Below are 21,214 nucleotides of genomic sequence, written 5' to 3' on the forward strand. Positions count from 1 at the left end.
TCAGATCAGCCGCGCCCGGATGCGGGTGACCACGATCTCCGCCACCACGACGACGGCGAGGATCGCGAGCAGCACCGTCGCCACGCGGTCCCATTGGAAGAAGTTGATGGCGTCATCCAGCACCACGCCGATGCCGCCCGCGCCGACCAGGCCGAGCACGGCGGATTCGCGGACATTGATGTCCCAGCGGAACAGCGCGATGCCCCAGAAGGCCGGCTGCACCTGCGGCCAGACGCCCTTGAGCATGACGTGCCCCCAGGGCGCGCCGGCGGAGCGCAGCGCCTCCAGCGGGCCGGCATTCGTCTCCTCCAGCGCCTCGGCCAGGAGCTTGCCGACGAAGCCGATGGACCGGAAGGCGATGGCGAAGGTGCCCGCCGCCGGCCCGGGGCCGAAGACCGCCACGAAGATCAGCGCCCAGACCAGCGAGTTCACGCTGCGCGAGGAAACGAGGATGAGCTGAGCGGCGAGGTTGAGCGCAGGGATGCGGCAGATGTTGCGCGCCGCCAGCAGCGCCACCGGCACCGCGAGGATGAGCGACATCAGCGTGCCCAGGGTTGCGATGTGCAGCGTCTCGACCAGCGCCGCATGGACCGAGGGGTAGTAGTGGCCGAGGTCGGGCGGCCACATCCGCACCAGCAGGTCCGCCATCTGTTCCGGCGCGTCCGCCAGGAATTCGGGGATGATGTCGATGCTGCGGACCGCCCAGACCACGGCGGCGACGGTGGCGAGCCAGACCAGCCAGCGGCCGATCGCCTCCCCCGGCGTGCGGCGGCGCCATTCGCGGGCGACGGGCGCCATCGGGCCCTGGACCACCGCGCTCATCGCAGCGCCGCCCGGATGCGGCCGGACACCAGCTCGGCCACGAAGATCAGCGCGATGATGGTCAGCAGGATGGCGCAGACGAAATCGTAGTCGAAGCGCTTGAAGGCCGCGAACAGCGTGCCCCCGATCCCGCCCGCGCCCACGATGCCGACGAGGGTGGAGTTCCGCAGGTTGCTGTCGAGCTGGTAGAGCGAGAAGCCGACGAAGCGCGACGCCACCTGCGGCAGCACGCCGTACAGCAGGACGGCGCCCGGCCCGGCGCCGGTCGCGCGGATCGCCTCCACCTGCTTCATCGAGATCTCCTCCACCGCCTCGGCGAAGAGCTTGGCGACGAAACCCATCGACGCGATGGTCAGCGCCGCGATGCCGGCCAGCGCGCCGAAGCCGATCGCCTTCACGAACAGGATGGCCACGATCACGTAGTGCAGGCTGCGGCAGACCGCGACCAGGCCGCGGACCGGCGCGTTGACCCAGAGCGGCGTCAGGTTGCGCGCCGCCAGCAACCCGAGCGGCAGGGAGACGAGGATGCCCAGCACCGTGGACAGCACCGCGATCTGCAGGCTCTCCAGCATCCCTTCCAGCAGCAGTTCCCACCGCTCGAAGTTGGGCGGGACCATCCGCGCGAGGAAGCGGCCCGCCTCCCCGAAGCCGACGAGGAGCCGCGCCCAGGTGATGTCGAGCTGCGTCGCCGCATAGGCGGAGTAGAGCGCGAGCGCGACGAAGCCACCCCGGGCCGCCCAGTTCGGCCGGAAGGCGTCGCGCGCGGCGGCCGCGGTCACAGCCAGTCCTCGCCGCCGTAGATGCGGCGCAGATGCGCGGGCTCCAGCGCCTCCGGCGGGCCGTCGAAGATGACCTGCCCGCCTTCCATCCCGACGATCCGCTGCGCGAAGCGCTTCGCGAGCTCGACATTGTGGATGTTGACGATCACGGGGACCCCCGCCGCGCCGGTCAGGCGGGCCAGCAGCTCCATGATCTCCACCGCCGTCTTGGGGTCGAGCGAGCTGGTCGGCTCGTCCGCCAGCAGCAGCGCCGGGCGCTGCATCAGCGCGCGCGCGATGCCGACGCGCTGCCGCTGCCCGCCGGACAGCGCATCGGCGCGGCGCGTCGCGTGGTCCGGCAGGCCGACGGCGTCGAGCAGGTCGAAGGCCGCGGCCACGTCCCCGGCGGGGTATTTCCGCAGCCAGGCGCGCCAGAGCGGGACGTAGCCCAGCCGGCCGGAGAGCACGTTCTCCATCACCGTCAGGCGCTCAACCAGGTTGTATTCCTGGAACACCATGCCGATTCGGCGCCGCGCCAGGCGCAGCTGCGCGCCGCGGATGCCGGTGAGCCTCGCGCCGTCGAGCGTGATCTCGCCGGCCGTGGGCTCCACCAGGCGGTTGATGCAGCGGATCAGCGTGGACTTGCCGGTTCCCGACGGGCCAATCACGGCGGTGATGCCGGTGGCCGCCACGTCGAGGTCGATGCCGCGCAGCACGGGCCTGCCGGGCACGTATTCCTTGACCAGGCCGCGGATCGCGAGCCCGCGCTGCGCGGCGGCGCTCATGGCTGGCGGGGCTGGGCGGGCGCCGGCGCCGGCGCAGCCGCCGGAGCCTGCTGCTGCTGGCGGCGGCGCTGTTCGGCTTCCAGCTCGCGCCGGCTCTCCGCGTCGAAGGCGGCGCGGTTGTAGGGGGCGTTCACCGCATCCGCCACCGCGCGCACCGGCGCCCAGTCCCGGGCGTAAGTGGCGGGCCAGAAGCGGTCATTGCCGCCGAGGTCGCGGCTCATCGCCTCGGGGAAGCGGAAGTCGTAGAAGCACTGCCGGATGCGCTGGGCGAGTTCCGGCCGCAGGTCGTGGGCCAGCGCGAAGCTGCTGGTCGGGAACGGGTCGGACTGCCAGATGACGCGGAAGTTCTCCCGCCGCACCTGCCCGCGCGCGACCATGCGGTTGTAGACGTCGGAGGCGACGGGCGCGGCGTCGTAGTCACCCGCGTTCACGCCCATGACGCTACGGTCGTGCCCGCCGGAATAGATCACGCGGTAATCGGTGTCCGGCGTCAGGCCCTGCGCGGGGAAGAAGGCGCGCGGCGCCAGGTTGCCGGAGTTCGACGTGGCGGAGGTGTGCGCCACGCGGCGGCCCTTCAGGTCGGCCAGCGTCTGGAAGGGGCTGTCGGCGCGCACCAGCGTCACCACGCGGTAGCTCTCGTACTGCTCCGCGTTGCCCTTCACCGCGAAGGGCACGGCGCCGGCGAGGTTCACCGCGAAGGCGGTCGGGCCGGTGGAGAAGCCGGCGATGTGCAGCCGCCCCGACCGCATCGCCTCCACCTGCGCGGCGTTCGACGTCACCTGGAAATAGACCACCCGCTTGCCGGTGCACTGGCCGAGATGGTCGAGCAGGGGGCGGAACTGCTGCGCGTAGAGCGCCGGGTCCTCGACCGGGGTATAGGCGAAGACGAGCACGGAAGGGTCGCGCTGCCGCGCGGCATCGGCGGGCGGATCCGCCGTCATGTCCCGGTCGGCGTCGCAATAGGCATCGTCGAGCGAGCCGCGGAAGGCGCAAGGCGCGCCCTGCGCCGCGGCGCCCGACCATGGCATGGCGGCCATCAGCGCGGCGGCGAAGCCTGCGGCGGGCAGCATCCTGCGGATCATCGGCGTGGTTCCTCCTTCTGACGCCGTGCCTGGAGCACGGCTTCTGCGAATTCGACGAAGCCCGCCCCGCCCTCGCCCCGGGTGACGAAGGCGGGCGGCGCGGCGATAGCGGACAGGAACGGGCGGATGTTGGCAACGCCGACCGAAAGCGGCACGCGCGCGAACATCGGCGCGTCGTTCGGGCTGTCGCCGATGAAGGCCACGCGGGGCAGGACCTGGTCGAGCGGCTGCCACAGCGTCGCGAACAGGTGCTGCACCCCCGCGCGCTTGTCCCATTCGCCGATCCAGGCATTGACGTGGATGGAGGACACCTTGGCCTCCGCCCCGCCGTCGCGGAAGACGCGCGCGATCGCCTCCGGCGCGGCGTCGTCCAGCGGGCCGACATCCTCGCGGAAATCCACCGCCACGTCGAAGATGCGGAAGGGCTGGTCGGCCGCCAGCGCGGCCCCCGGCGCGGCGCGCATCGCCTCGGCCGCCAGCGCCTTCAGGCGCGCCTGGGACGCGGCCAGCACCTCGGGCGGCTGGACGTAGTGGCGGCGCATCCGGCGCGCGGCGGGGTCGTGGGCGTACCAGAGCGCGCCGTTTTCCCCGACCACCGCCGCGACCGGCCAGAGCCGCGCGATCAGGTCGCACCAGCCGGCCGGGCGGCCGGTGACGGGCACCACCTTCACCCCGGCGGCGTCCAGCCGCTCCATCGCCCCATAGGCGGCGGCGGTCAGGCGGCCATGGGTGGTGATGGTGTCGTCGATATCGGCCAGCAGCCAGTCCACGGCGCCGAGCGCGGCGGCGCCGGCCTCGGCGAGCGGCTTCGGGGTGGCGGCGCGGGGCGCGGTCATGGCGATCCGTTGTGGAAGGTCGGGCGACGGGTGTGGAATGTCACATAGCGCATCGACCCCGTCCCGGTCCATCAGCCCTGCGCGAGGGTGAGATCGACCCCCGCCCTCGCCAGCACCTCCGCCAGACGTCCCGTCGGCGCGGAGTCGGTCACCAGGCCGGTCAGGTCCTCCAGCGGGCAGACCCGTTCCAGCACCGCGCGGCCGAACTTCTCGTGGTCCACCAGCAGCAGGCGGCGCCCGGCGCGGGCGAGCATGGCGCGCTTCACCCAGACGGCACGCGTCTCCACGTCGCAGGGGCCCTCGGGCGTCAGGCCGCTGGCGCCGACGAAGGCGAGGTCGGCATGGAAGCGTTCCAGGAAGGCCGCCGTCTCCGGCCCGTAGACGCCCTGTTCCGCCGCGCTGACGTCGCCCGGGCACAGGATGACGCGGATCGCGCCGCCCGGCGCGGCGGACAGCGCCTGCGCGGCGGGCAGGCTGTTGGTCAGCACCGTCGCCCGGATGCCCCGCATGGCCAAGGCGCGGGCCATGTGGCCGGTGGTGCTGCCGGCGTCGAGCATCACGACATCGCCCGGCTGCACCATCGCGGCCGCGGCGGCGCCGATGCGCGCGCGTTCCGCCACCGCCATCCTCTCGCGCGAGGAGAGTTCGGGCTGCTGCCCGGCCGCCACGACGCTGGCCCCGCCATAGGTCCGCCGCACCGCGCCGAGGCGAGACAACTCCTCCACGTCGCGCCGCACCGTCTCCGCCGAGACGCCGAACTGCGCCGCAAGGGCGGAGATGCGGACGGTCGGGTCGGTGGCCAGCGCGGCAAGGATGCGCTGGTGGCGCCGGGTCTTGTCCGGGGCGCCGTCATTCAGCCTCGGCATGGTGTGGAAGGTGCCACACCGCGCCGGCCCGCGACAAGCGCGGCGGAACCGGCCCGCCCGGTCAGCGCCGCGGTGGGCGTGGCCCCCGAGGCGGGCCGCCGGGGCCACGCGGCGGGCCGCGGCGCGGCGCGAAGCCGGCGGGGCGGCCCAGCGGCTCGATCCGAATCCGGTCGTCCTCCCCCTCCAGCGGCTTCTGCGACACCCGGGCGAAATGCTCGGCCGCCCAGGGGGCGATCTCCACCCGCGTCTCGCGGTCGCCCACCTCGATGCGGCCGACCTCGCGCCGGGTCAGGTGGCCGCGGCGGCAGATGAAGGGCAGCAGCCAGCGCGGATCGGCGCCGGAATGGCGGCCGACCGAGAGGACGAACCACACCCCCTCCCCCTCCCCGCCGCGCGGGCGGGGCGGCGGGGGCGCGGGTTCGTCGGCGATCTCCTCCGGTGCCGGCAGCGGCGCGCGCAGGGCGCGGACCAGGGCGGCGGCCACCGCCTCGGCCGGTCGGTCCGCCAGCAACGCGCGGGCCAGCGCCGCATCGTCCTCGTCGGTTTCCACATCGGCGGCCTCGCGCGCCTGCACGGCCAGGCGTTCGTTGTCGCGGGCGCGGATCTCGTCGGCGGTCGGGGCGGTGCCCCATTCCACCGCCAGGCGCATCTGCTGCAGCAGGCGTTCCACCACGCGGCGGCGGTTGTGCGGCACCATCAGCACCGCAGTGCCCTTCTTCCCCGCCCGCCCGGTCCGGCCGGAGCGATGCAGCAGCGTGTCGCGGTCGCGCGGGATCTCGGCATGCAGCACCAGGCCGAGATCGGGCAGGTCGATGCCGCGGGCCGCAACATCCGTCGCGACGCAGACCCGCGCCCGCCCGTCGCGCAACGCCTGCAACGCGCGGTTCCGTTCGGCCTGCGTCAGCTCGCCCGACAGGGAGACGGCGGCGAAGCCGCGTTCGACGAGGCTGCCATGCAGGCGCGCGACCTGTTCGCGGGTGTTGCAGAATACCAGCGCGCCCCGCGCCTCGAACCAGCGGAGCGCGTTGACGACCGCGGCCTCCACCTCCCGCGGGCCGACGGCCATGGCGCGATAGGTGATGTCGGCATGCCGCCCGCCTTCCGCCGTCGCGGCGATGCGCAGCGCCTCCTTCTGGTACGACTTCGCCAGCGCCTCGATCTCGCGCGGGACTGTCGCCGAGAACAGAAGCGTGCGCCGCGCCTCGGGCGCGGCCTCCAGGATGGCTTCCAGGTCGTCCCGGAAGCCCATGTCCAGCATCTCGTCCGCCTCGTCGAGCACGGCGGCGCGCAGCGCGGTGAGGTCGAGCACGCCGCGTTCCAGGTGGTCCCGCAGGCGGCCGGGCGTGCCGACCACGATCTCCGCACCGGCCGCCAGCGCACGCCGGTCGGCCCGCATGTCGGTGCCGCCGACGCAGGCGATCACGCGACATTGCGCGCCGGCATAGAGCCAGCCGAGTTCCTCCCGCACCTGGAGCGCGAGTTCGCGCGTCGGCGCCACCACCAGCGCGCGCGGCTGGTTGCCGCGGCCCGCGGCCAGCACCTCCGGCGCGATGGCTAGGCCGAAGGCCACGGTCTTTCCGGACCCGGTCTGCGCCGAGACCAGCAGATCCCGGCCATTCGTCGAGGGTTCGAGCACGGAGGACTGCACGGCCGTCGGCTCGGCATAGCCGCGTTCGGCAAGCGCCGCCGCAAGCGGCGCGGGAAGGTCGGGGAAGGGCATGGCCTGCCCCTAACGCATCAGAGGCCAGGAAGCACGCCCCCGGAACGCATGGCTGCAAGCGTCGTTGTCATTGCCGTCACGCCCGCCCCCTTTCAGGAGCAGCGCCATGAGCGATCCCTTCCAGACTTCCCATTCCACCCAGCCGCCCGATACCGGCCAGTCCGCCACGCGCAGCCCGGGCGAGGATCTCCGCGCCGCCGCCGCCGAGGCTCGTGCCGCCGCCGCGCAGGCCGCCAGCACCGTCGCGCAGGAAGCCACCGCCGCCGCGCAAACCCTGAAGCAGCAGGGCGCGGAAGTGGTGCAGGCCGTGCAGGCGCGCGCCGAAGGCATCGCCGAGCAGGGCAAGCGCAGCACCGCCGAACAGGCCGAGGGCCTCGCGCGCGCCGTCCACCGCGCCGCGGAGGAGCTGGAAGGCGCGACGCCCCAGCTCGCCAGCATCGTGCATGACGCGGCCGGCACGATCGACGGCATGGCCCGCAGCCTGCGTGAGAGCAGCCCGGGCGACCTGATCCAGGGCGTGCAGGATTTCGCGCGTCGCCAGCCGCTGGCCTTCTTCGGCGCCGCCGTGCTCGCCGGCTTCGCGCTGGCGCGCTTCGCCCGCGCGTCCAACCCGCACCGCCATGACGAGTACGGCGGGCGGCACGACTACAATGAGTATGGCGGCTACGGCGACTACGACGCGGTGCCGGCCAGCAGCCAGGGCACGTCTTATGCGGGCGGCAGCATGGGCGGGACCGGCATGGGCAGCTCGGGCATGGGCAGCTCGGGCATGGGCGGCTCCTCCTCGGGCGGCGCGCAGACGCATGGCGCCGCCACCGGGGCGCCGGGCTGGGTGCAGGACGAGAACGGCACCTCGCGCCCCGCGACGCTCGCCTCCGCCTCGCTCGGCGGTGCCGCCGCGATGCAGTCGCCGAGCCAGGCCCCCTTCGGCTCGGGCGGCCGGCCCGGCGACGTGGGCTGAGGGAGCGGGACGATGCCCAGCGATTACGGACGCTCCCTTCCCGAACTGTTCGGCGACCTCGTCAACCAGCTCTCGACGCTGTTCCGCAAGGAAATCCAGCTCGCCCGCGCCGAGATGGGCGAGAAGGTGAACGAGACGACGGCGGCGCTGCCGGGGCTCGCGATCGGCGGCGTGCTGCTGCTCGGCGCGCTCATCATGCTGCTGCATGCGCTGGCGGCCTTGCTGATCCGGCTGTTCGACCTGGCCCCGGGCTGGGGATACCTGATCACCGGCCTGATCGCGGCCCTCGGCGGCTACCTGCTGCTGAAGGGCGCGCTGGCCAAGCTGAAGATGTCCAACCTCATGCCCGAACGCACCGCGCACCAGCTGTCGCGCGATGCCCAGGTGGCGAAGGAGCAGGTACGATGAGCGCGACCGACCCGGGCTACAAGAGCGCCGCGGAGATCGAGCGGGAAGTGGAAGGCACGCGCGCGCGGCTGACCGGCACGATCGAGGAGCTGAAGGACCGGGTCTCCCCCGGCCAGATGCTCGAACAGGCGATGGATTATGTCCGCGGCTCCGGCGGGCAGGAATTCGTCGCCAATCTCGGCCGCACCGTGCGCGACAACCCGCTGCCGATCCTGCTGATCGGTGCCGGCATCGGCTGGCTGATGATGTCGGGCGGCCGGCAGGACGGCTATCGCGCCGCAGGCCTGCCGCCCGCACCGCGCCGCACCTCCACCGGCATGGGGACGTCCTCCTCCCACATGGGGATGGGCCATGGCGGCGAGGGGAACGGGCTGCATGGCTCCTACTCCTCCTCCTCCTCGGGCCCGTCGCTCGGCCAGCGCGCGTCCGGGGTCGCGGCGTCGCTGCGGGAAGGCGCCGGCGATGCGGCGGGCGCGCTGCGCGACAGCGTGGCGGGGGCGGCCAGCCAGGCCGGCGAGGCCCTCTCCACCGCGCGCAACACGGTGGCGGATGCGGCAAGCCGCGCCGGCTCGGCCGTGGCCGAGGCCTGGCAGAGCGTGACGGAGACCGCGGGAAGCACCGCGTCCGACGTCTCGCGCCGGGCTTCGTACTGGGCGGAGTCGGGGTATGAGAGCGTCTCCGGCCTCGGTGGCGGCCTGGGTGGACTGATGCAGCGCCAGCCGCTGGTGGCGGGGGGCATCGGCCTCATCATCGGCGCCGCGCTCGGCGCGGTGCTGCCGGGCAGCGAGGCCGAGGACCGCCTGATGGGCGAGACTCGCGACCAGGTTGCCAGCCGCGTCGCCGACCTGGCGGAGCAGGGCTACCAGCAGGCGAAGGCCGCCGCCGGCGAGCAGCTGGCGCATGTGCAGGAAGCCGCGAGCGAGGTCTATGGCCGGGTGCGCGGCCAGATCGACGAGAGCGGCCTGACGCCCCAGCGCGGTGCCGAGGCGCTGGGCCAGGTGGCGCGCGAGGTGCGCGAGGCGGTGGAGCAGACTGCCCGCGACGTCGCCGGCCAGGCGCGGGACGCGGCAGGGAACGGCAGCGGCGAACCGCCGCGGCTTCCCTATCGCCCCGGGCGGCGCGCGGCGGCGGGCGGGGCGGCGTCCATCGGCGGCAGGTCCTCCTCCAGCACCGTCAGGGTGACGGCGTAGGACACCTCCCCTTCCTCGTCGTCGCGATGCACGGTGCCGATCACCTCGCCTTCCACCGCCACCTCGACCGTCAGGCCGGACCGTGCCGGCGCCAGGACCTGGATGCGGTCCGACCCGAGCAGCCGGCGCAGATAGGCCTGCACGCGGGCGATCTCTTGCGGCTTCATTCGGCGATACTCCTGAAGGGTTGGCGCCCCTATGCACCGCCATGGCGGCCGCGCCAAGCGCGGCCGCGGTGCATCATCCGACGACGCGCCGCCGCGCCGCCCCTGCCACCACGCGGAGGTCCGTCGCCAGTTCCTGCGGCCGCGCCCAGTTCGCATAGGACAGGGCATCCAGCCAGTGCCCCCGCATCGCCGCATCGGCCAGCGCCGCATGGTCCAGCGCGGCCTGGCGCCGCCGCAGCAGGGCGAAGGCGGCCGCATCCCCGGCCCGTGCCGCGACCGAGAGCAGCCGCCGGTTCGCCGCCGCTTGGCCATGGGCTATGCCCGGTCTGTTCGAAAGCGATCCGAACCGCACCGCGTAGCGGTAGTCCGCGCTTTCCGTCACATGGAAGCGCCCGCCCGCCGCGACGCATTCGGCATAGAGCAGCAGGTCTTCCCCCGCGTGCAGCCCCTCGGCGAAGCGCAGGCCGCGGCGCAGCAGGAAGTCGCGCCGGAAGACGGGCTTGAGGTAGCCGAGCTGCCGCGGCTGGGCGTCCGGCATCCCCGGCATGTCGCGCGCGATGAGATCGGCGAGGCCGAGTGGCTGCGGCAGGGCGGCGATGGCCGGCGCCCCCAGGTGGCGGTCGATCGGCCGCCCGGCCTCGAACCAGTGCCGGCGGAGGTCGTCGGCGACCAGTTCCGCGCCGGTCGCCTCGGCGAAGGCGACGAGCCGGGCGAGGCGCCGGGGCCGGAAGCGGTCATCCGCATCGAGGAAGGTCACGTAGCGCCCGCGTGCGGCATCGAGCCCCGTGTTGCGCGCGGCCGATACGCCGCCGGCCTGCGGCCGGCGCAGCGGGCGGAGCCGCGGGTCCTGCGCCGCCTCCTCCAGCATCATGCGCCAGGTCGCGTCGGAGGAGGCGTCGTCGACGGGCAGGATCTCGACCCGTCGCAGGCTCTGACGCCGTACGGAGCGGACGGCCCGGAGGATGAAGCCGGCGGCATCCCGCGCCGGGATGACAACCGAGACGATCGGAAGTTGATCAGGCATGACGCGCCCCAACGTCGCCGTCCGCGTTGGGATGCGGTGCGGTTGCACTTCTTCATGTTTCACGGACCGCCCGCGGCGGTCCCGGGATGCCTGCCGTGTCAGCGGCCGATGGTCGTCGTCTCCACCGGGAAGGCCGCCGCCAGGTCGTCGCACTCCGCCACATGATAGATCGAGTAGCGCCATGCGGCCCCGGCCGACAGTTCCGGCGGGGTGAAGGGAAAGGCGATGTTGCCGCCGGTGGACAGCCGCCCGGCGAAGCCGTGGTGCAGCAGGTACTGCTTCGCCGTCGCGACGACCGCCTTGGCGCGGTCGGCCTCCGCCGCGATGCATTCGCCGAGGAAGAAGGCTTCCTCGGCCGGCAGCGCCGGCGTGGCGAACAGGCTGGTCGCGCCGGTGCCGTAGACCCGGAAGCGCAGCGTGTAGTCGCTGCCCGGCAGGATCTCGGCCACCTGCGCCTGCACGCCGGCCAGGATGGCATCGCGGTTCGCGATCACCCGCGGGTCGCAGCTGGCGGCGAGCAGCACGGCCCGTTCGCCCACCTTCTCGGCCCCTTCCAGCTTGATCGTCGGCTGCACCGCCGGCTGCCAGGCTGCGCCGGAGACGCGGGTGCGGCGGGCATCGAGCGCGGTGAAGCTGGCCGAACCCACATGCAGCGTCCCTTCCGGCTCATGCACCACCAGCGGGTCCGACTGTTCGTAGAGCGAGTGGGCCGCGACCGAGAGCGGCGTCGCGGCACGGGCGGGGTTCATGCTTTCCAGCGTGAAGCCTTCCCCGTCCAGCGTGCCAAGCATCGCGTCCCGCCCGCCGGGGATGCAGCAGATCGAGGTGCATTCGATGATCTTCGCCATGTGGGTCGCAAGCCCGGGGTCGTAGCCCAGCAGCAGCGGCACGGCGGCGAAGATCGCGGTGTCGCAGGCGCGGCCCGCCACGATGATGTCGGGCTCCAGCGCCAGCGCCCGCAGGAAGGCCTCGGTCCCCATCTGGCCGACGATGTGGGCGGCGGCGTCGATGGTGCCGGCCGTCAGCGCGCCGATGCTCGCGCCGATCGGGCGGGTCCGGCCGGCGGCGGCGGTGGCGCGCAGCCAGGCGCGGTCGATGTCGGCATGGATGACGGCGACGCGGAAGGAAAGCCCGTCCTCCTTCGCGACGGCATCCATCAGGGCCAGCGTCGCGGCCAGGTGCGGCGCCGCGCCGGCGCTGCCCGCACTGCCGATCAGCAGCGGCGCACCGGTGGTGCGCACCGCCCGCATCACCAGCCGCAGGTCGCGCCGCGTCACCGCGTCGCTGGTGGAAAGCCGGCCGGAGCCGAGATAGGCGGGGCCGATGTCGATCGAGCCCATGTCGGCGCCGATGACATGCGGCGCCCGGTCCAGCCCCGCCTTCAGCGCCGCTTCCGGGATGCCGTAGCCGAGCTGGCCGGAGGCGGCGAGGACGCGGAGTTCCCGCCCCGGCCGCAGCCCCTGCGCGAGCAGCCGCGCGACGGCGCTCACAACTCGATCCCCAGCAGGGGGCGGTGCTGCTGCGCCCCGTAGACATCCGCATCCCCCGGGCTGCCTGCGACGACCGGCCGTTCGATCACCACCTTGATCGCCAATGCGGCCGGATAGGGGATGACCTGCACGAGGTTGCCGGAGACGCCGTAGAGCCGCGCGATCGCACCGGCTTCGAGCGCGGGCGAGGCGCAAGCAAGGTCGTAGCGCGCCCGGTCCTCGAACATCAGGTCGAGCGTCAGGTGCAGCGGGCCCGCATTCTTGCTGCGGATCACCCGCGCCGCGTCCACCAGCCGCATCATTCGCCCCGCGCGCCGGAGATGCGGACCGCCTCGCCCCATTTCTCGATCTCCGCGGGCACGAAGGCGCGCAGTTCGGCCGGGGTGCCGACATGGACGGCGAAGCCCTGGTCGGTGAGCCGCGCGCGCAGCGCCGGGTCAGCCAGCGCATCGCGCGCCGCGGCGTTGAGGCGCGCCGTCACGCCCTCGCCCATGCCGGCGGGGCCGAACAGCGCGAACCAGGCATCGGCGGAGAAGCCGGGGATCACCGTCTCGGCCAGGGTCGGCACCTCGGGCAGCTGCGGCACGCGCGCGAGGGAGGTGACGGCCAGCGCGCGGAGCTGCCCGGCGCGCACCGGCTCCAGCACCGTCTGGAGCGTGCCGAACAGCATCTCGACCCGACCGGCCACGACCTCGGTCTGCGCGGGGGCGGCGCCGCGGAAGGGAACATGGACGATGTCGGTGCCGGTGCGGGTCTTGAACATCTCCCCCACCAGGTGCCCGGCGGCGCCGACGGCGGCGGAGGCGAAGTTCATCCGCCCGGGCCGCGCCTTCGCCAGCTCCACCAGTTCCGCCACATTGCGCGCGGGCAGCGAGGGATGGACGACGAGCACGTTGGTGATGCTGGCCAGCAGCGCCACTGGCGTGAAGTCGCGCACCGGGTCGAAGCCGATATTCTGGTAGAGCGCCGGGTTGGCCCCGTGGCTGTTGTTGGTGGCCAGCAGCAGCGTGTGCCCGTCCGGCGCCGCGCGCGCCGCCTGCGCGGCCGCGATGTTGCCGCCGGCGCCAGCGCGGTTGTCCACGATGACGGGCTGGCCGAGCCGCGCGGCCATGCCTTCCGCCGCGACGCGGGCGATCACGTCGGTGACGCCGCCGGCGGGGAAGCCCACCAGCATCCGCAACGGGCGGTCCGGGTTCCATGCCCCCTGACCCGCCGCCCCCTTCCCGAGAAGCGCCGCGCCGCCCAGAGCCAGCGCGCCGCGCCGGCCGATCATGCCCGTCATCGCCGTCCTCCGGTCCTTCAGATCATTGCCTTGCCGGCCTGGTATTTGCGGTGGAGCTGTTCCGGCAGCAGGAACTCCTCCTCCAGCCGCTCCAGGCTTTCGTAGTCCATCAGCCGCTTGATCTCGTCGATCGAGAACAGCAGGTCGGGGCGGTCCACCACCTCCCCGGTCTCGAGCGCGTGGCGCAGCAGGCCGAGCGCGCCTTCCATCGCCCGCAGCGCGGCGGCGGGCAGCATGCGCGGGACGCTGACGCGGCGCACGCCGAGTTCCTTGAGCCGCCGCACCGGGATCAGCGGCGTGGTCGGGCGGCTGCGGATGCCGAAGCCGATGTTGATGGAGACCGCGACCGGCACGGCGTCGCAGATGCGGCGGATGTCATCCTCGCCGCGCACCGCATCGGGGAAGATCATGTCGGCGCCGGCCGCGGCATAGAGCTTCGCGCGCTCGACCGCCGCCTCGATCCCCTCGACCGCGATGGCGTCGGTGCGCGCGTTGATGATGAAGTCCGCGTCGCGCCGGCCCCGGGCCGCGGCCTCGATCTTCTTCGCCATCTCCAGGGGGTGGATCAGCTCCTTCCCCTTCATGTGCCCGCAGCGCTTCGGGAATTCCTGGTCCTCGATGTTGATGCCGACGACACCCGCATCCTCGAACATGCGGACGGCGTGGAAGACGGTCACGGCATTGCCGTAGCCCGTGTCGGCGTCCGCCATCAGCGGGATCGTCGCGGTCGCGGCCAGCGCGCGGCAGGCATCCACATTCTCGTGCAGCGACATCATGCCGGTGTCCTGCACGCCGAGCCGGCTGTTGGCGATGCCCGCGCCGCTGGTGCTGGCGGTTTGGAAGCCGGCGCGTTCGGCCAGGCGCAGGCTGTAGCCGTCATAGACGCCGGGCGAGACGACGACCTCCCCGCCCGCAAGCAGGCGGCGCATCTGCGTCGTCTTCCGGATGGCGCCGTCCATGCCCGTCCCCGCTCCCGCGCTTCCGCCCGAGACTAGCACCCGCGCGGCCGGAGGGAAGGCGCGGCGGCGCGCCCCCTACTCGGCCGCGGCAGGCGCCGGCTGCGCGCGTTCCAGCATGGCGTGGAAATGCTGCAGCGAGGCGAGGTGGAGGAAGGTGCATTCCAGCTCGTTCCTGGCCAGCATGTCGGCCACGACCTCGGCCGGCAGGGCCTTCAGCCGGGCGCGGTCCACCACCATGAAGCCGGACAGCGAACGCTCCCCCCCGCCGGGCAGGCTGAACTGCGCCTGCATGGGCTGGAGCAGGCCGAGTTCGAGCAGTCGCGCGCAATAGGCCTGGGTCGCGCGGAAGCTCGCCTGGTAGTCCTGCAGGAAGCCGAGCACGGTGCGGAGATACTGCGTGTGCGCGCCCTCCGCATCGAACAGCCGTTCGCCCCGGCCGTCGCGGTTGCAGCCCTCGTAGGCCTCGTCGACATGCAGGGTGAAGGTCCCCGCCGCCGTATCCTCGGAGAAGGCGAAGGGGTAGCGGCGCACGAAGGCCGGCACGTAGCGGCCCCGCCACCTGCCCTCGGCATCGACCCAGAGATTCCGGTCGGTGTCGAGGCCGAGGATGACGGCGGGGAAGACCGCTTCGGGCGTGCCCGCGAAGACCAACGGGTATTCGGCGGAGGCGGCCGCGAATTCCACCGCGGTGACGGGCACCGAGTTCACGTCCGCCGCGAAGGCGTGGCCCCCACCCGCGCGGATGGACAGGTCGTGGTGCCGGTCGAAGCTGACCGGGACGGGGCTGCGGTAGAACAGCTGCTGCGTGGCCATGCGCCGTGGTTCCCGATGAGGCAGGAAAGGATAGGACCTTCCGCGCCGCGGCGGAACCGTGGTGTCCCGGACACGCCGCCCCTTGCGGCCCGCGCGTCCCCGCGCCTAGCCTTCGCCGATGGATGCCGCACGCCCGCCGCTGGACCTCGACGCGCATTTCCCGGAGGTTGCGCAGATCTCCGACCCCGCACTGGCCGGCCAGGTGCGCGCGGTCTGGGCGGAGCTGTGGGCGCGGAGCGAATTCCCCGACCTCGCCGCCGTGCCGACCTCGGGCGAGATCCCCTATCCCAACGTCCCGCACACCCGCAGCGTCACCGCGCTGGCGCTGGCCATGGCGGAGGTGCTGGCGCGCTTCCATGGCACGCGCATCGACCGCGACGTGCTGATCGCCGCCTGCCTGCTGCAGGACGCCTCGAAACTCGTCGAGTACCGCCCGGCGCCGGGCGGCGGCATCGAGAAGACGGAGTTGGGCCGTGCCATGCCGCATGCCTTCGAGGCCGCGCGCATCGCCGCCCAGCACGGCGTGCCGCTGCCCGTGCTGCACATCATCGCCACCCACAGCCCCTCCGCCGCGAAGCTGCCGGAGACGCTGGAAGGGCGCATCGTCTACCTGGCGGACGAGCTGGACGTCACCGCCATCCATCGCGACCAGTTCGTGAAGGAACAGATCCTCCGCCGCCGCTGAACGCCTGGAGACCGCATGACGAAGCTCGCGCGCCGCACCCTGCTGGCCACGCTGGCGGCCCCCGCCCTTGCACGGGCGCAGGGCGGCTGGCCGAACCGCACCATCCGCCTCGTCGTCCCCTTCCCACCCGGCGGGTCAACCGACGTGGTGGGGCGGCTGGCCGCGGAACGGCTGGGCGCCGTGCTGGGCCAGACGGTGGTGGTGGAGAACCGGGGCGGCGCCTCGGGCGGCGTCGGGTCGCAGGCGGTGGCGCGGATGGCGCCGGATGGCTATTCGCTGGTCGTCTCCGGCGTCGGGTCGCACGGGATCGTGCCGGCAGTGGTGGCCAATCCCGGCTACGACGCGCTGCGGGACTTCACGCATGTCGGCATGCTCGGCCTGTTCAACAGCGTGCTGGTGGTCCACCCGTCCTTCCCGGCGCGCGACTTCGCGGGGTTCGTGGCGGAGGCGCGGCGCCGGCCGGGGGCGATCAACTACGCTACCTCCGGCAACGGGTCGTCGAACCACATCCTCGGGGAACTCATCAAGCACGAGGCGGGGGTGGAGATCGTCCACGTTCCCTATCGCGGCGCCGGGCCTGCCCTCCAGGCGGTGCTGGGCAACGAGGTGCCGGCGATGTGCGACAGCCTGCCTTCCGCCGCGCCGCACATCGCGGCCGGGTCGCTGCGGGCGCTGGCGGTCTCCGCGCGGCAGCGGGTCGCCTCCCTGCCCGAGGTGCCGACCTTCGCGGAACTCGGCCTGCCCCGCATCGTCGTCGAGAACTGGTTCGGCATCGCCGGCCCGGCGGGGATGCCGGCGGATGCGACGGCGCGGCTCTCGCGCGCGCTGGCGGAGATCCTGACCCAGCCGGAGCTGGTCGCACGCTTCCGCGCCATCGGCTTCGAGCCGCTGGTGCAGGACCCTGCCACCCATACCGCCTTCGTCGCCGACAACCTGACCTTCTGGGCCGAGGCGGTGCGCCGGACGGGCGTGACGGCGAACTAGGCCGCCGCCAGCGCCCGCTCCATCCGCGCCACGCCTTCCTCCAGCAGCGGCCGCGGGCAGCCGAAGTTGAGCCGGACGAAGCCCCGGCCCGGCGGGCCGAAATCCGGGCCGGGGTTGAAGCCGACCCGCGCGTGGTCGAGGAAGAAGCGCTGCGGGTCCGCGGCGACGGCGGGCGGTGCGGCGGTGCAGTCGAGCCAGGCGAGGTAGGTCCCCTCCGGGCTTCGCATCGAAAGGCCCGGCAGCCGCGTGGCGACGGCCTCCACCAGCCAGTCCCGGTTGGCCTGCAGGTGGCGCAGCACGTCCTGCCGCCAGGGCTCCCCACCCTCCAGCGCCGCGACGGTGGCGATCAGGCCGAGGATGTTGGCATGGTCCGCGACGCCGGCAATCGCGGCGGCGTAGCGGGCGCGCAGCCCGGCATCCTCCACCACCGCTCAGGCGGCGTTCAGCCCGGCGATATTCCAGGTCTTGCCCGCGGACATCAACGTGATGGTCCGCGCGCCGACCTCGGGCGAGAGCGAGGCAACGGGGATGTGGCGCCGCCCGTCGAACAGCAGGTCGCAATGGATGTCGTCGGAGACGATCGCGACGCCGGCCGAGAGCGCGGCTTCCGCCATCGTCTCCAGCTCCTCGCGCCGGAAGACGCGGCCGGTCGGGTTGTGCGGGTTGCACAGCAGGAAGGCGCCCTGCCCGGCGGCGGCGAGCGCGGCGCGGAAGGCGGCCGGCTCCACCTCGCCCTCCGCGGCCAGCGGCGCGTCGATGCGGCGCAGTCCCCAGTTGTCCGGCGCCTTCAGCATCGGCGGATAGACCGGCGTCTGCACCACCACGCCCGCGCCCGGCGCGCAGGTGGCGCGCAGCGCCAGGTTGAAGCCGGGCACCACCCCCGGCAGCGGGATCACCGCCTCGGGCGCCACGCGCCAGCCGTATTGCCGGTCCAGATGCGCGACGATCGCCCGCCGCAGCCGCGCCTGCGCCATCCCGTAGCCGAGCACGCCGTGGTCGATCCGCGCGCGCAGCGCATCCAGGATGGGCGCGCAGGCCGGGAAATCCATGTCGGCCACCCACATGGGCAGCACATCCGCCTCGTAGCGGTTCCACTTGTTGCAGCCGCTGTCGCGGCGGTCGATCACGGCGTCGAACGGTGTCACTCGGGCTTGCCCCCTACGATGGCAGGACGGGCCGGATCGGCGGCCCAGGCGGACCATGATCCGGGATACATCGCGGCCTCGATCCCCAGCGAGGCGAGGGCGAGGACGTTGAGCGCGGCCGAGATGCCGGCGCCGCAATAGACGCCGACCGGCCTCGAACCCTCGGCGCCGAGCGCGGCGTAGAGATGCCGCAGCGTCTCGGCCTCGGCGAAGGGGCCGGGCTCGGTCAGGTTGTCGGTCGCGGGGGCGCTGAGCGCGCCGGGGATGTGGCCGCGCTTCGGCTGGCCGGGTGCGGCGGCGGCGCCGATGTAGTTGGGGCGGATGCGCGAATCGAGCAGCACGCCGGCGCGCGCCAGCGCCGCCGCGCCATCGGCATCCAGCACCGGCAGGTGCCCGGCGGAAAGCACGACATCGCCCGCCGGCGGCGCCGGGGCCGGGGTCCGGGCCACCGGCAGGCCGGCCGCTTCCCAGGCGGCGAAGCCGCCATCCAGCAGGCGCACATCGGCGATCCCCGCCCAGCGCAGCACCCACCAGCCGCGCCCCGCGACCAGGCCGCGGTCATGGTCGTAGACCACGACCGGCTGGCCCTGGCGGAGGCCCCAGCGTCGTGCATGGGCCTGCAACGCCGCGATGTCCGGCAGGGGCCGGCTGCCGCGCGTGCCGCCGCCGGGTCCGGCAAGTTCGGTCGGCAGGTCCACGTCGACGGCGCCCGGGATGCGCGGCGTGCGGCCCTCGTCGCCGCGCGGGTTCCGCACCGCAAGCACCGCCGCGCCGTCCAGCCGCGCGAGGTCGGCGGGGGTGATCAGCACCCGCGCGCGCGGATCCTGCGGCAGGGTCATCGTGGTCCTCCGGGCATCCCCCCGATCATAGCGCGGACGGCGCCCGGCCGGGAGGTGGACGGCAGGCGCGCCGGATGCTCCGCTGTCGGCCATGGCCGATCCCCCGGGCGGCGCGGCGCTGCTGAAGCGCGCGCCTTTCCTGCTGTTCCTCTCCTCCCGCATCCTGTCCCAGGGGGCCCTGCAGGTGCAGGCCGTCGCGGTGGGCTGGCAGCTGTACGAACTCACGGGCAGCGCGCTCGACCTCGGGCTGCTGGGCCTGGTGCAGTTCCTGCCGGTGCTGCTGATGACGCTGCCGGCGGGGCATGTGGCCGACAGGCACCCGCGCAAGCTGGTCGTCGGGTCCTGCCGCATGGCGGCGGGGGTGGCGGTGCTCGCGCTCGGCCTCGGCAGCCTGGCGGGATGGCTGGACCGCACCGCGATCTTCGTCCTGGTCGGCCTGCTCGGCATCGCCCGCGCCTTCGAGATGCCGGCCCAGCAGGCGCTGCTGCCGGGCGTGGTGCCGGGCGCGCTGTTCCCGCGCGCGGTGTCGCTGACCACCACGGCGGGGCAGCTTGCGACCATCTGCGGACCGGCGGTGGCCGGGGCGCTGATCGTGCTCGGCGGGACGGCGGCGGCCTACCTGCCGGCGGCGGTGGCGCTGCTGGCGGCGGGGGCGATGGCGCTGGCCATCGCGGTGCCGCCGCATGTCCCGGCGGCGGGGGGTGCGGGACTCGCGCGCTTCTTCGAGGGCGTGGCCTTCCTGCGGGCGCGCCCGGTGCTGGTGGGCGCGGTCTCGCTCGACATGGTGGCGGTGGCGATGGGCGGGGCCGCGGCGTTGTTCCCGGTCTATGCGCGGGACGTCCTGGCGGCGGGTCCGGTCGGGCTCGGCATGCTGCGGGCGGCGCCGGCGGTGGGGGCGATGGCGACCGGCCTGTTCCTCGCCTGGCGTCCGCTGCGGGGGCGAAGCGGGCTGCGGATGTTCCAGGCGGTGATCCTGTTCGGCGTCGCCACCACGGGCTTCGCGCTGTCGACCTCGCTCATCCTGTCGGTGGCGCTGCTGGTGGTGGTGGGGGCGGCTGACGTGGTCAGCGTGGTGGTGCGGCAATCCATCGTGCAGCTCGGCACGCCGGACGAGATGCGCGGGCGCGTCGCGGCGGTGAATTCGCTGTTCATCGGCGCGAGCAACCAGCTTGGCGAATTCCGCGCCGGCGGCATGGCCGCGGCGATCGGGCCTATGGCGGCCGCCGCCATCGGCGGCGCCTGCACGGTGGCCGTCGCGCTGGCCTGGATGCGGATCTTCCCCGCGCTGCGGGGCATCGACCGGCTGGAGGAGGTGGCGGAGGGCGCCCCGAAGCCGATGTGACTGCGGCGCGCCACCCTTCCCCGGACCTGCGGGGATGGATGGCGCGCCCGCGTTCCGGCCGCCTATTCGGGCTGGTAGTTGACGCTGCGCAGCAGCTCCGTCGCGCGCACGATCTCGCCCGCGATGAAGCGGCGGGTGTCGGCGATGCTTTCCGTCACCGGCTCCAGCACCTGCTGGGTCAGGCGCTGGACGATGACGGGGTCACGCATCGTCTCCTGCATCAGGTCGTTGACGCGCTGGCAGATCTCGGCCGGGGTGCCCTTCGGCGCCCAGACGCCGTACCAGGACTGGAACTCGTAGCCGGGCAGCCCCGCCTCTCCCATCGTGGGCACGGTCGGCGCCAGCGGCGAACGTTCCTTCGACGCGATGCCGAGTGCGCGGATGCGCCCGCCTTCGGTGTGCGGCAGCAGGTTGAAGCTGGGGTCGATCAGCAGCTGGACGTTCCCCGCCATCAGGTCCTGCAGCGCCGGCTGCGTGCCGCGATAGGCCACCATCTCGAGGTTCGCGCCAGTGCGGCGATTGAACTCGATCGTGGCCAGGTGGCTCGCCGCGCCGAGCGAGGTGACGGCGATGGACCAGTCCTGCGGGCGCGCCTTCGCGGCGGCCACCACCTCGGCCAGGGTGCGCTGCGGGCGGTTGCCGGCGATCGTCATCACCAGCGGTGCCTGCGCGGTGCGGGCACAGACCTCGAGATCGGTCTGCGGGTCGAAATTCGCGCTTCTCAGCACCAGCGGCATCACCGCCGTGTTGAAGGCGGAGGCGAGCAGCGTATAGCCGTCCGGCGCGGCGTTCAGCACCTCCCTCGTGCCGATCAGCCCGGCGCCGCCGGTGCGGTTCTCGACCACCGCGGTGGCGCCAAGCTTCTCCTGCAGGCGCGCGCCGGTCAGGCGGGCCAGCATGTCGTTCGCGGCGCCAGGCGGCCAGGGGCAGATGACGCGCAGCGGGCGGCCATGCGGCCAGCCCGGCTGCGCCTGCACGGCGGGCGAGGCGAGCGTGGCGAGGCCGCCCGCAGTGGCGGCGAGCAGGTGACGGCGGTTCATGGTGGTTCCTCCCCTT

24 protein-coding genes are annotated in these 21,214 nt (G+C 73.5%); 6 read left to right on the forward strand and 18 right to left on the reverse strand.

Features of this window, described 5'->3' with window-relative positions:
- The 7 genes from phnE (ACK8OX_RS04670) to ACK8OX_RS04700 form a co-directional block, all read right to left on the reverse strand.
- Positions 1 to 822, reverse strand: coding sequence for a phosphonate ABC transporter, permease protein PhnE (gene phnE, locus ACK8OX_RS04670; RefSeq protein WP_430662753.1), 822 nt, complete (start codon positions 820 to 822; stop codon positions 1 to 3).
- Complete coding sequence (gene phnE / locus ACK8OX_RS04675; RefSeq protein WP_430662754.1) at positions 819 to 1,601, reverse strand: phosphonate ABC transporter, permease protein PhnE; 783 nt, start codon at positions 1,599 to 1,601, stop codon at positions 819 to 821. The genes phnE (ACK8OX_RS04670) and phnE (ACK8OX_RS04675) overlap by 4 nt, the downstream gene beginning before the upstream one ends.
- The gene (gene phnC, locus ACK8OX_RS04680) at positions 1,598 to 2,365 is read right to left on the reverse strand and encodes a phosphonate ABC transporter ATP-binding protein (RefSeq protein ID WP_430662755.1); all 768 of its coding nucleotides are present in this window, start codon (positions 2,363 to 2,365) and stop codon (positions 1,598 to 1,600) included. Before phnC ends, phnE (ACK8OX_RS04675) begins: the two co-directional genes overlap by 4 nt.
- A complete protein-coding gene (gene phnD / locus ACK8OX_RS04685; protein WP_430662756.1) occupies positions 2,362 to 3,447 on the reverse strand; it encodes a phosphate/phosphite/phosphonate ABC transporter substrate-binding protein in 1,086 nt (361 codons plus the stop codon). The genes phnC and phnD overlap by 4 nt, the downstream gene beginning before the upstream one ends.
- Positions 3,444 to 4,283 (reverse strand): HAD-IIB family hydrolase, encoded by an 840-nt coding sequence (locus ACK8OX_RS04690; protein WP_430662757.1) that lies wholly within the window; start codon positions 4,281 to 4,283, stop codon positions 3,444 to 3,446. Before ACK8OX_RS04690 ends, phnD begins: the two co-directional genes overlap by 4 nt.
- Positions 4,284 to 4,354: 71 nt before the next feature.
- Positions 4,355 to 5,149, reverse strand: a complete 795-nt coding sequence (locus tag ACK8OX_RS04695; protein WP_430662758.1) for a DeoR/GlpR family DNA-binding transcription regulator — start codon at positions 5,147 to 5,149, stop codon at positions 4,355 to 4,357.
- 61 nt (positions 5,150 to 5,210) lie between these two features.
- Positions 5,211 to 6,869 carry a DEAD/DEAH box helicase gene (locus tag ACK8OX_RS04700; protein WP_430662759.1) on the reverse strand — a complete coding sequence of 553 codons (1,659 nt, stop codon included), beginning with the start codon at positions 6,867 to 6,869 and terminating at the stop codon, positions 5,211 to 5,213.
- A gap of 106 nt (positions 6,870 to 6,975) precedes the next feature.
- Between ACK8OX_RS04700 and ACK8OX_RS04705 the strand changes: the two genes are divergently transcribed.
- The 3 genes from ACK8OX_RS04705 to ACK8OX_RS04715 are packed head-to-tail and all read left to right on the forward strand — an operon-like array spanning position 6,976 to position 9,428.
- On the forward strand, positions 6,976 to 7,830 hold the full coding sequence (locus ACK8OX_RS04705) for a hypothetical protein (protein ID WP_430662760.1): 855 nt from the start codon (positions 6,976 to 6,978) through the stop codon (positions 7,828 to 7,830).
- A 12-nt stretch (positions 7,831 to 7,842) separates the two neighbouring features.
- Positions 7,843 to 8,238 carry a phage holin family protein gene (locus ACK8OX_RS04710; RefSeq protein ID WP_430662761.1) on the forward strand — a complete coding sequence of 132 codons (396 nt, stop codon included), beginning with the start codon at positions 7,843 to 7,845 and terminating at the stop codon, positions 8,236 to 8,238.
- A complete protein-coding gene (locus ACK8OX_RS04715; protein ID WP_430662762.1) occupies positions 8,235 to 9,428 on the forward strand; it encodes a DUF3618 domain-containing protein in 1,194 nt (397 codons plus the stop codon). Before ACK8OX_RS04710 ends, ACK8OX_RS04715 begins: the two co-directional genes overlap by 4 nt.
- Here the strand turns inward: ACK8OX_RS04715 and ACK8OX_RS04720 are convergent.
- From ACK8OX_RS04720 to ACK8OX_RS04750, 7 genes are all read right to left on the reverse strand, one after another.
- Positions 9,341 to 9,595 carry a DUF3126 family protein gene (locus ACK8OX_RS04720; RefSeq protein ID WP_430662763.1) on the reverse strand — a complete coding sequence of 85 codons (255 nt, stop codon included), beginning with the start codon at positions 9,593 to 9,595 and terminating at the stop codon, positions 9,341 to 9,343. The genes ACK8OX_RS04715 and ACK8OX_RS04720 overlap by 88 nt on opposite strands.
- A gap of 73 nt (positions 9,596 to 9,668) precedes the next feature.
- Positions 9,669 to 10,619, reverse strand: coding sequence for a glycosyltransferase family 2 protein (locus tag ACK8OX_RS04725; RefSeq protein WP_430662764.1), 951 nt, complete (start codon positions 10,617 to 10,619; stop codon positions 9,669 to 9,671).
- A gap of 98 nt (positions 10,620 to 10,717) precedes the next feature.
- Positions 10,718 to 12,109, reverse strand: coding sequence for an acyclic terpene utilization AtuA family protein (locus ACK8OX_RS04730; RefSeq protein ID WP_430662765.1), 1,392 nt, complete (start codon positions 12,107 to 12,109; stop codon positions 10,718 to 10,720).
- Positions 12,106 to 12,399, reverse strand: coding sequence for a DUF4387 domain-containing protein (locus tag ACK8OX_RS04735; RefSeq protein ID WP_430662766.1), 294 nt, complete (start codon positions 12,397 to 12,399; stop codon positions 12,106 to 12,108). The genes ACK8OX_RS04730 and ACK8OX_RS04735 overlap by 4 nt, the downstream gene beginning before the upstream one ends.
- A gap of 8 nt (positions 12,400 to 12,407) precedes the next feature.
- Entirely contained in the window at positions 12,408 to 13,391 is a 984-nt protein-coding gene (locus ACK8OX_RS04740; RefSeq protein WP_430662767.1) for a tripartite tricarboxylate transporter substrate binding protein, read from the reverse strand.
- Positions 13,392 to 13,408: 17 nt separating this feature from the next.
- Positions 13,409 to 14,350, reverse strand: coding sequence for an isocitrate lyase/PEP mutase family protein (locus tag ACK8OX_RS04745; RefSeq protein ID WP_430662768.1), 942 nt, complete (start codon positions 14,348 to 14,350; stop codon positions 13,409 to 13,411).
- Between the two features lie 75 nt (positions 14,351 to 14,425).
- Complete coding sequence (locus ACK8OX_RS04750) at positions 14,426 to 15,163, reverse strand: SapC family protein (RefSeq protein WP_430662769.1); 738 nt, start codon at positions 15,161 to 15,163, stop codon at positions 14,426 to 14,428.
- Positions 15,164 to 15,281: 118 nt separating this feature from the next.
- On the opposite strand from ACK8OX_RS04750, the gene ACK8OX_RS04755 reads away from it, so the two are divergent.
- Positions 15,282 to 15,848 (forward strand): HD domain-containing protein, encoded by a 567-nt coding sequence (locus ACK8OX_RS04755; protein WP_430662770.1) that lies wholly within the window; start codon positions 15,282 to 15,284, stop codon positions 15,846 to 15,848.
- Positions 15,849 to 15,863: 15 nt separating this feature from the next.
- A complete protein-coding gene (locus ACK8OX_RS04760) occupies positions 15,864 to 16,832 on the forward strand; it encodes a Bug family tripartite tricarboxylate transporter substrate binding protein (RefSeq protein WP_430662771.1) in 969 nt (322 codons plus the stop codon).
- On the opposite strand, the gene ACK8OX_RS04765 is transcribed toward ACK8OX_RS04760, so the two are convergent.
- The 3 genes from ACK8OX_RS04765 to ACK8OX_RS04775 are packed head-to-tail and all read right to left on the reverse strand — an operon-like array spanning position 16,829 to position 18,816.
- Positions 16,829 to 17,260 (reverse strand): hypothetical protein, encoded by a 432-nt coding sequence (locus ACK8OX_RS04765; protein WP_430662772.1) that lies wholly within the window; start codon positions 17,258 to 17,260, stop codon positions 16,829 to 16,831. The genes ACK8OX_RS04760 and ACK8OX_RS04765 overlap by 4 nt on opposite strands.
- A gap of 3 nt (positions 17,261 to 17,263) precedes the next feature.
- The gene (locus ACK8OX_RS04770; protein WP_430662773.1) at positions 17,264 to 17,977 is read right to left on the reverse strand and encodes an aminotransferase class I/II-fold pyridoxal phosphate-dependent enzyme; all 714 of its coding nucleotides are present in this window, start codon (positions 17,975 to 17,977) and stop codon (positions 17,264 to 17,266) included.
- The gene (locus ACK8OX_RS04775) at positions 17,974 to 18,816 is read right to left on the reverse strand and encodes a sulfurtransferase (RefSeq protein WP_430662774.1); all 843 of its coding nucleotides are present in this window, start codon (positions 18,814 to 18,816) and stop codon (positions 17,974 to 17,976) included. The genes ACK8OX_RS04770 and ACK8OX_RS04775 overlap by 4 nt, the downstream gene beginning before the upstream one ends.
- Before the next feature lie 91 nt (positions 18,817 to 18,907).
- Between ACK8OX_RS04775 and ACK8OX_RS04780 the strand changes: the two genes are divergently transcribed.
- A complete protein-coding gene (locus ACK8OX_RS04780) occupies positions 18,908 to 20,158 on the forward strand; it encodes an MFS transporter (protein WP_430662775.1) in 1,251 nt (416 codons plus the stop codon).
- Positions 20,159 to 20,220: 62 nt separating this feature from the next.
- Here the strand turns inward: ACK8OX_RS04780 and ACK8OX_RS04785 are convergent, their stop codons facing one another.
- Positions 20,221 to 21,198, reverse strand: coding sequence for a Bug family tripartite tricarboxylate transporter substrate binding protein (locus ACK8OX_RS04785; RefSeq protein ID WP_430662776.1), 978 nt, complete (start codon positions 21,196 to 21,198; stop codon positions 20,221 to 20,223).
- Positions 21,199 to 21,214 lie beyond the last annotated feature (16 nt).

Source organism: Falsiroseomonas sp. CW058 (assembly GCF_050563535.1).
In the GTDB taxonomy this organism is placed as follows: domain Bacteria; phylum Pseudomonadota; class Alphaproteobacteria; order Acetobacterales; family Acetobacteraceae; genus Falsiroseomonas.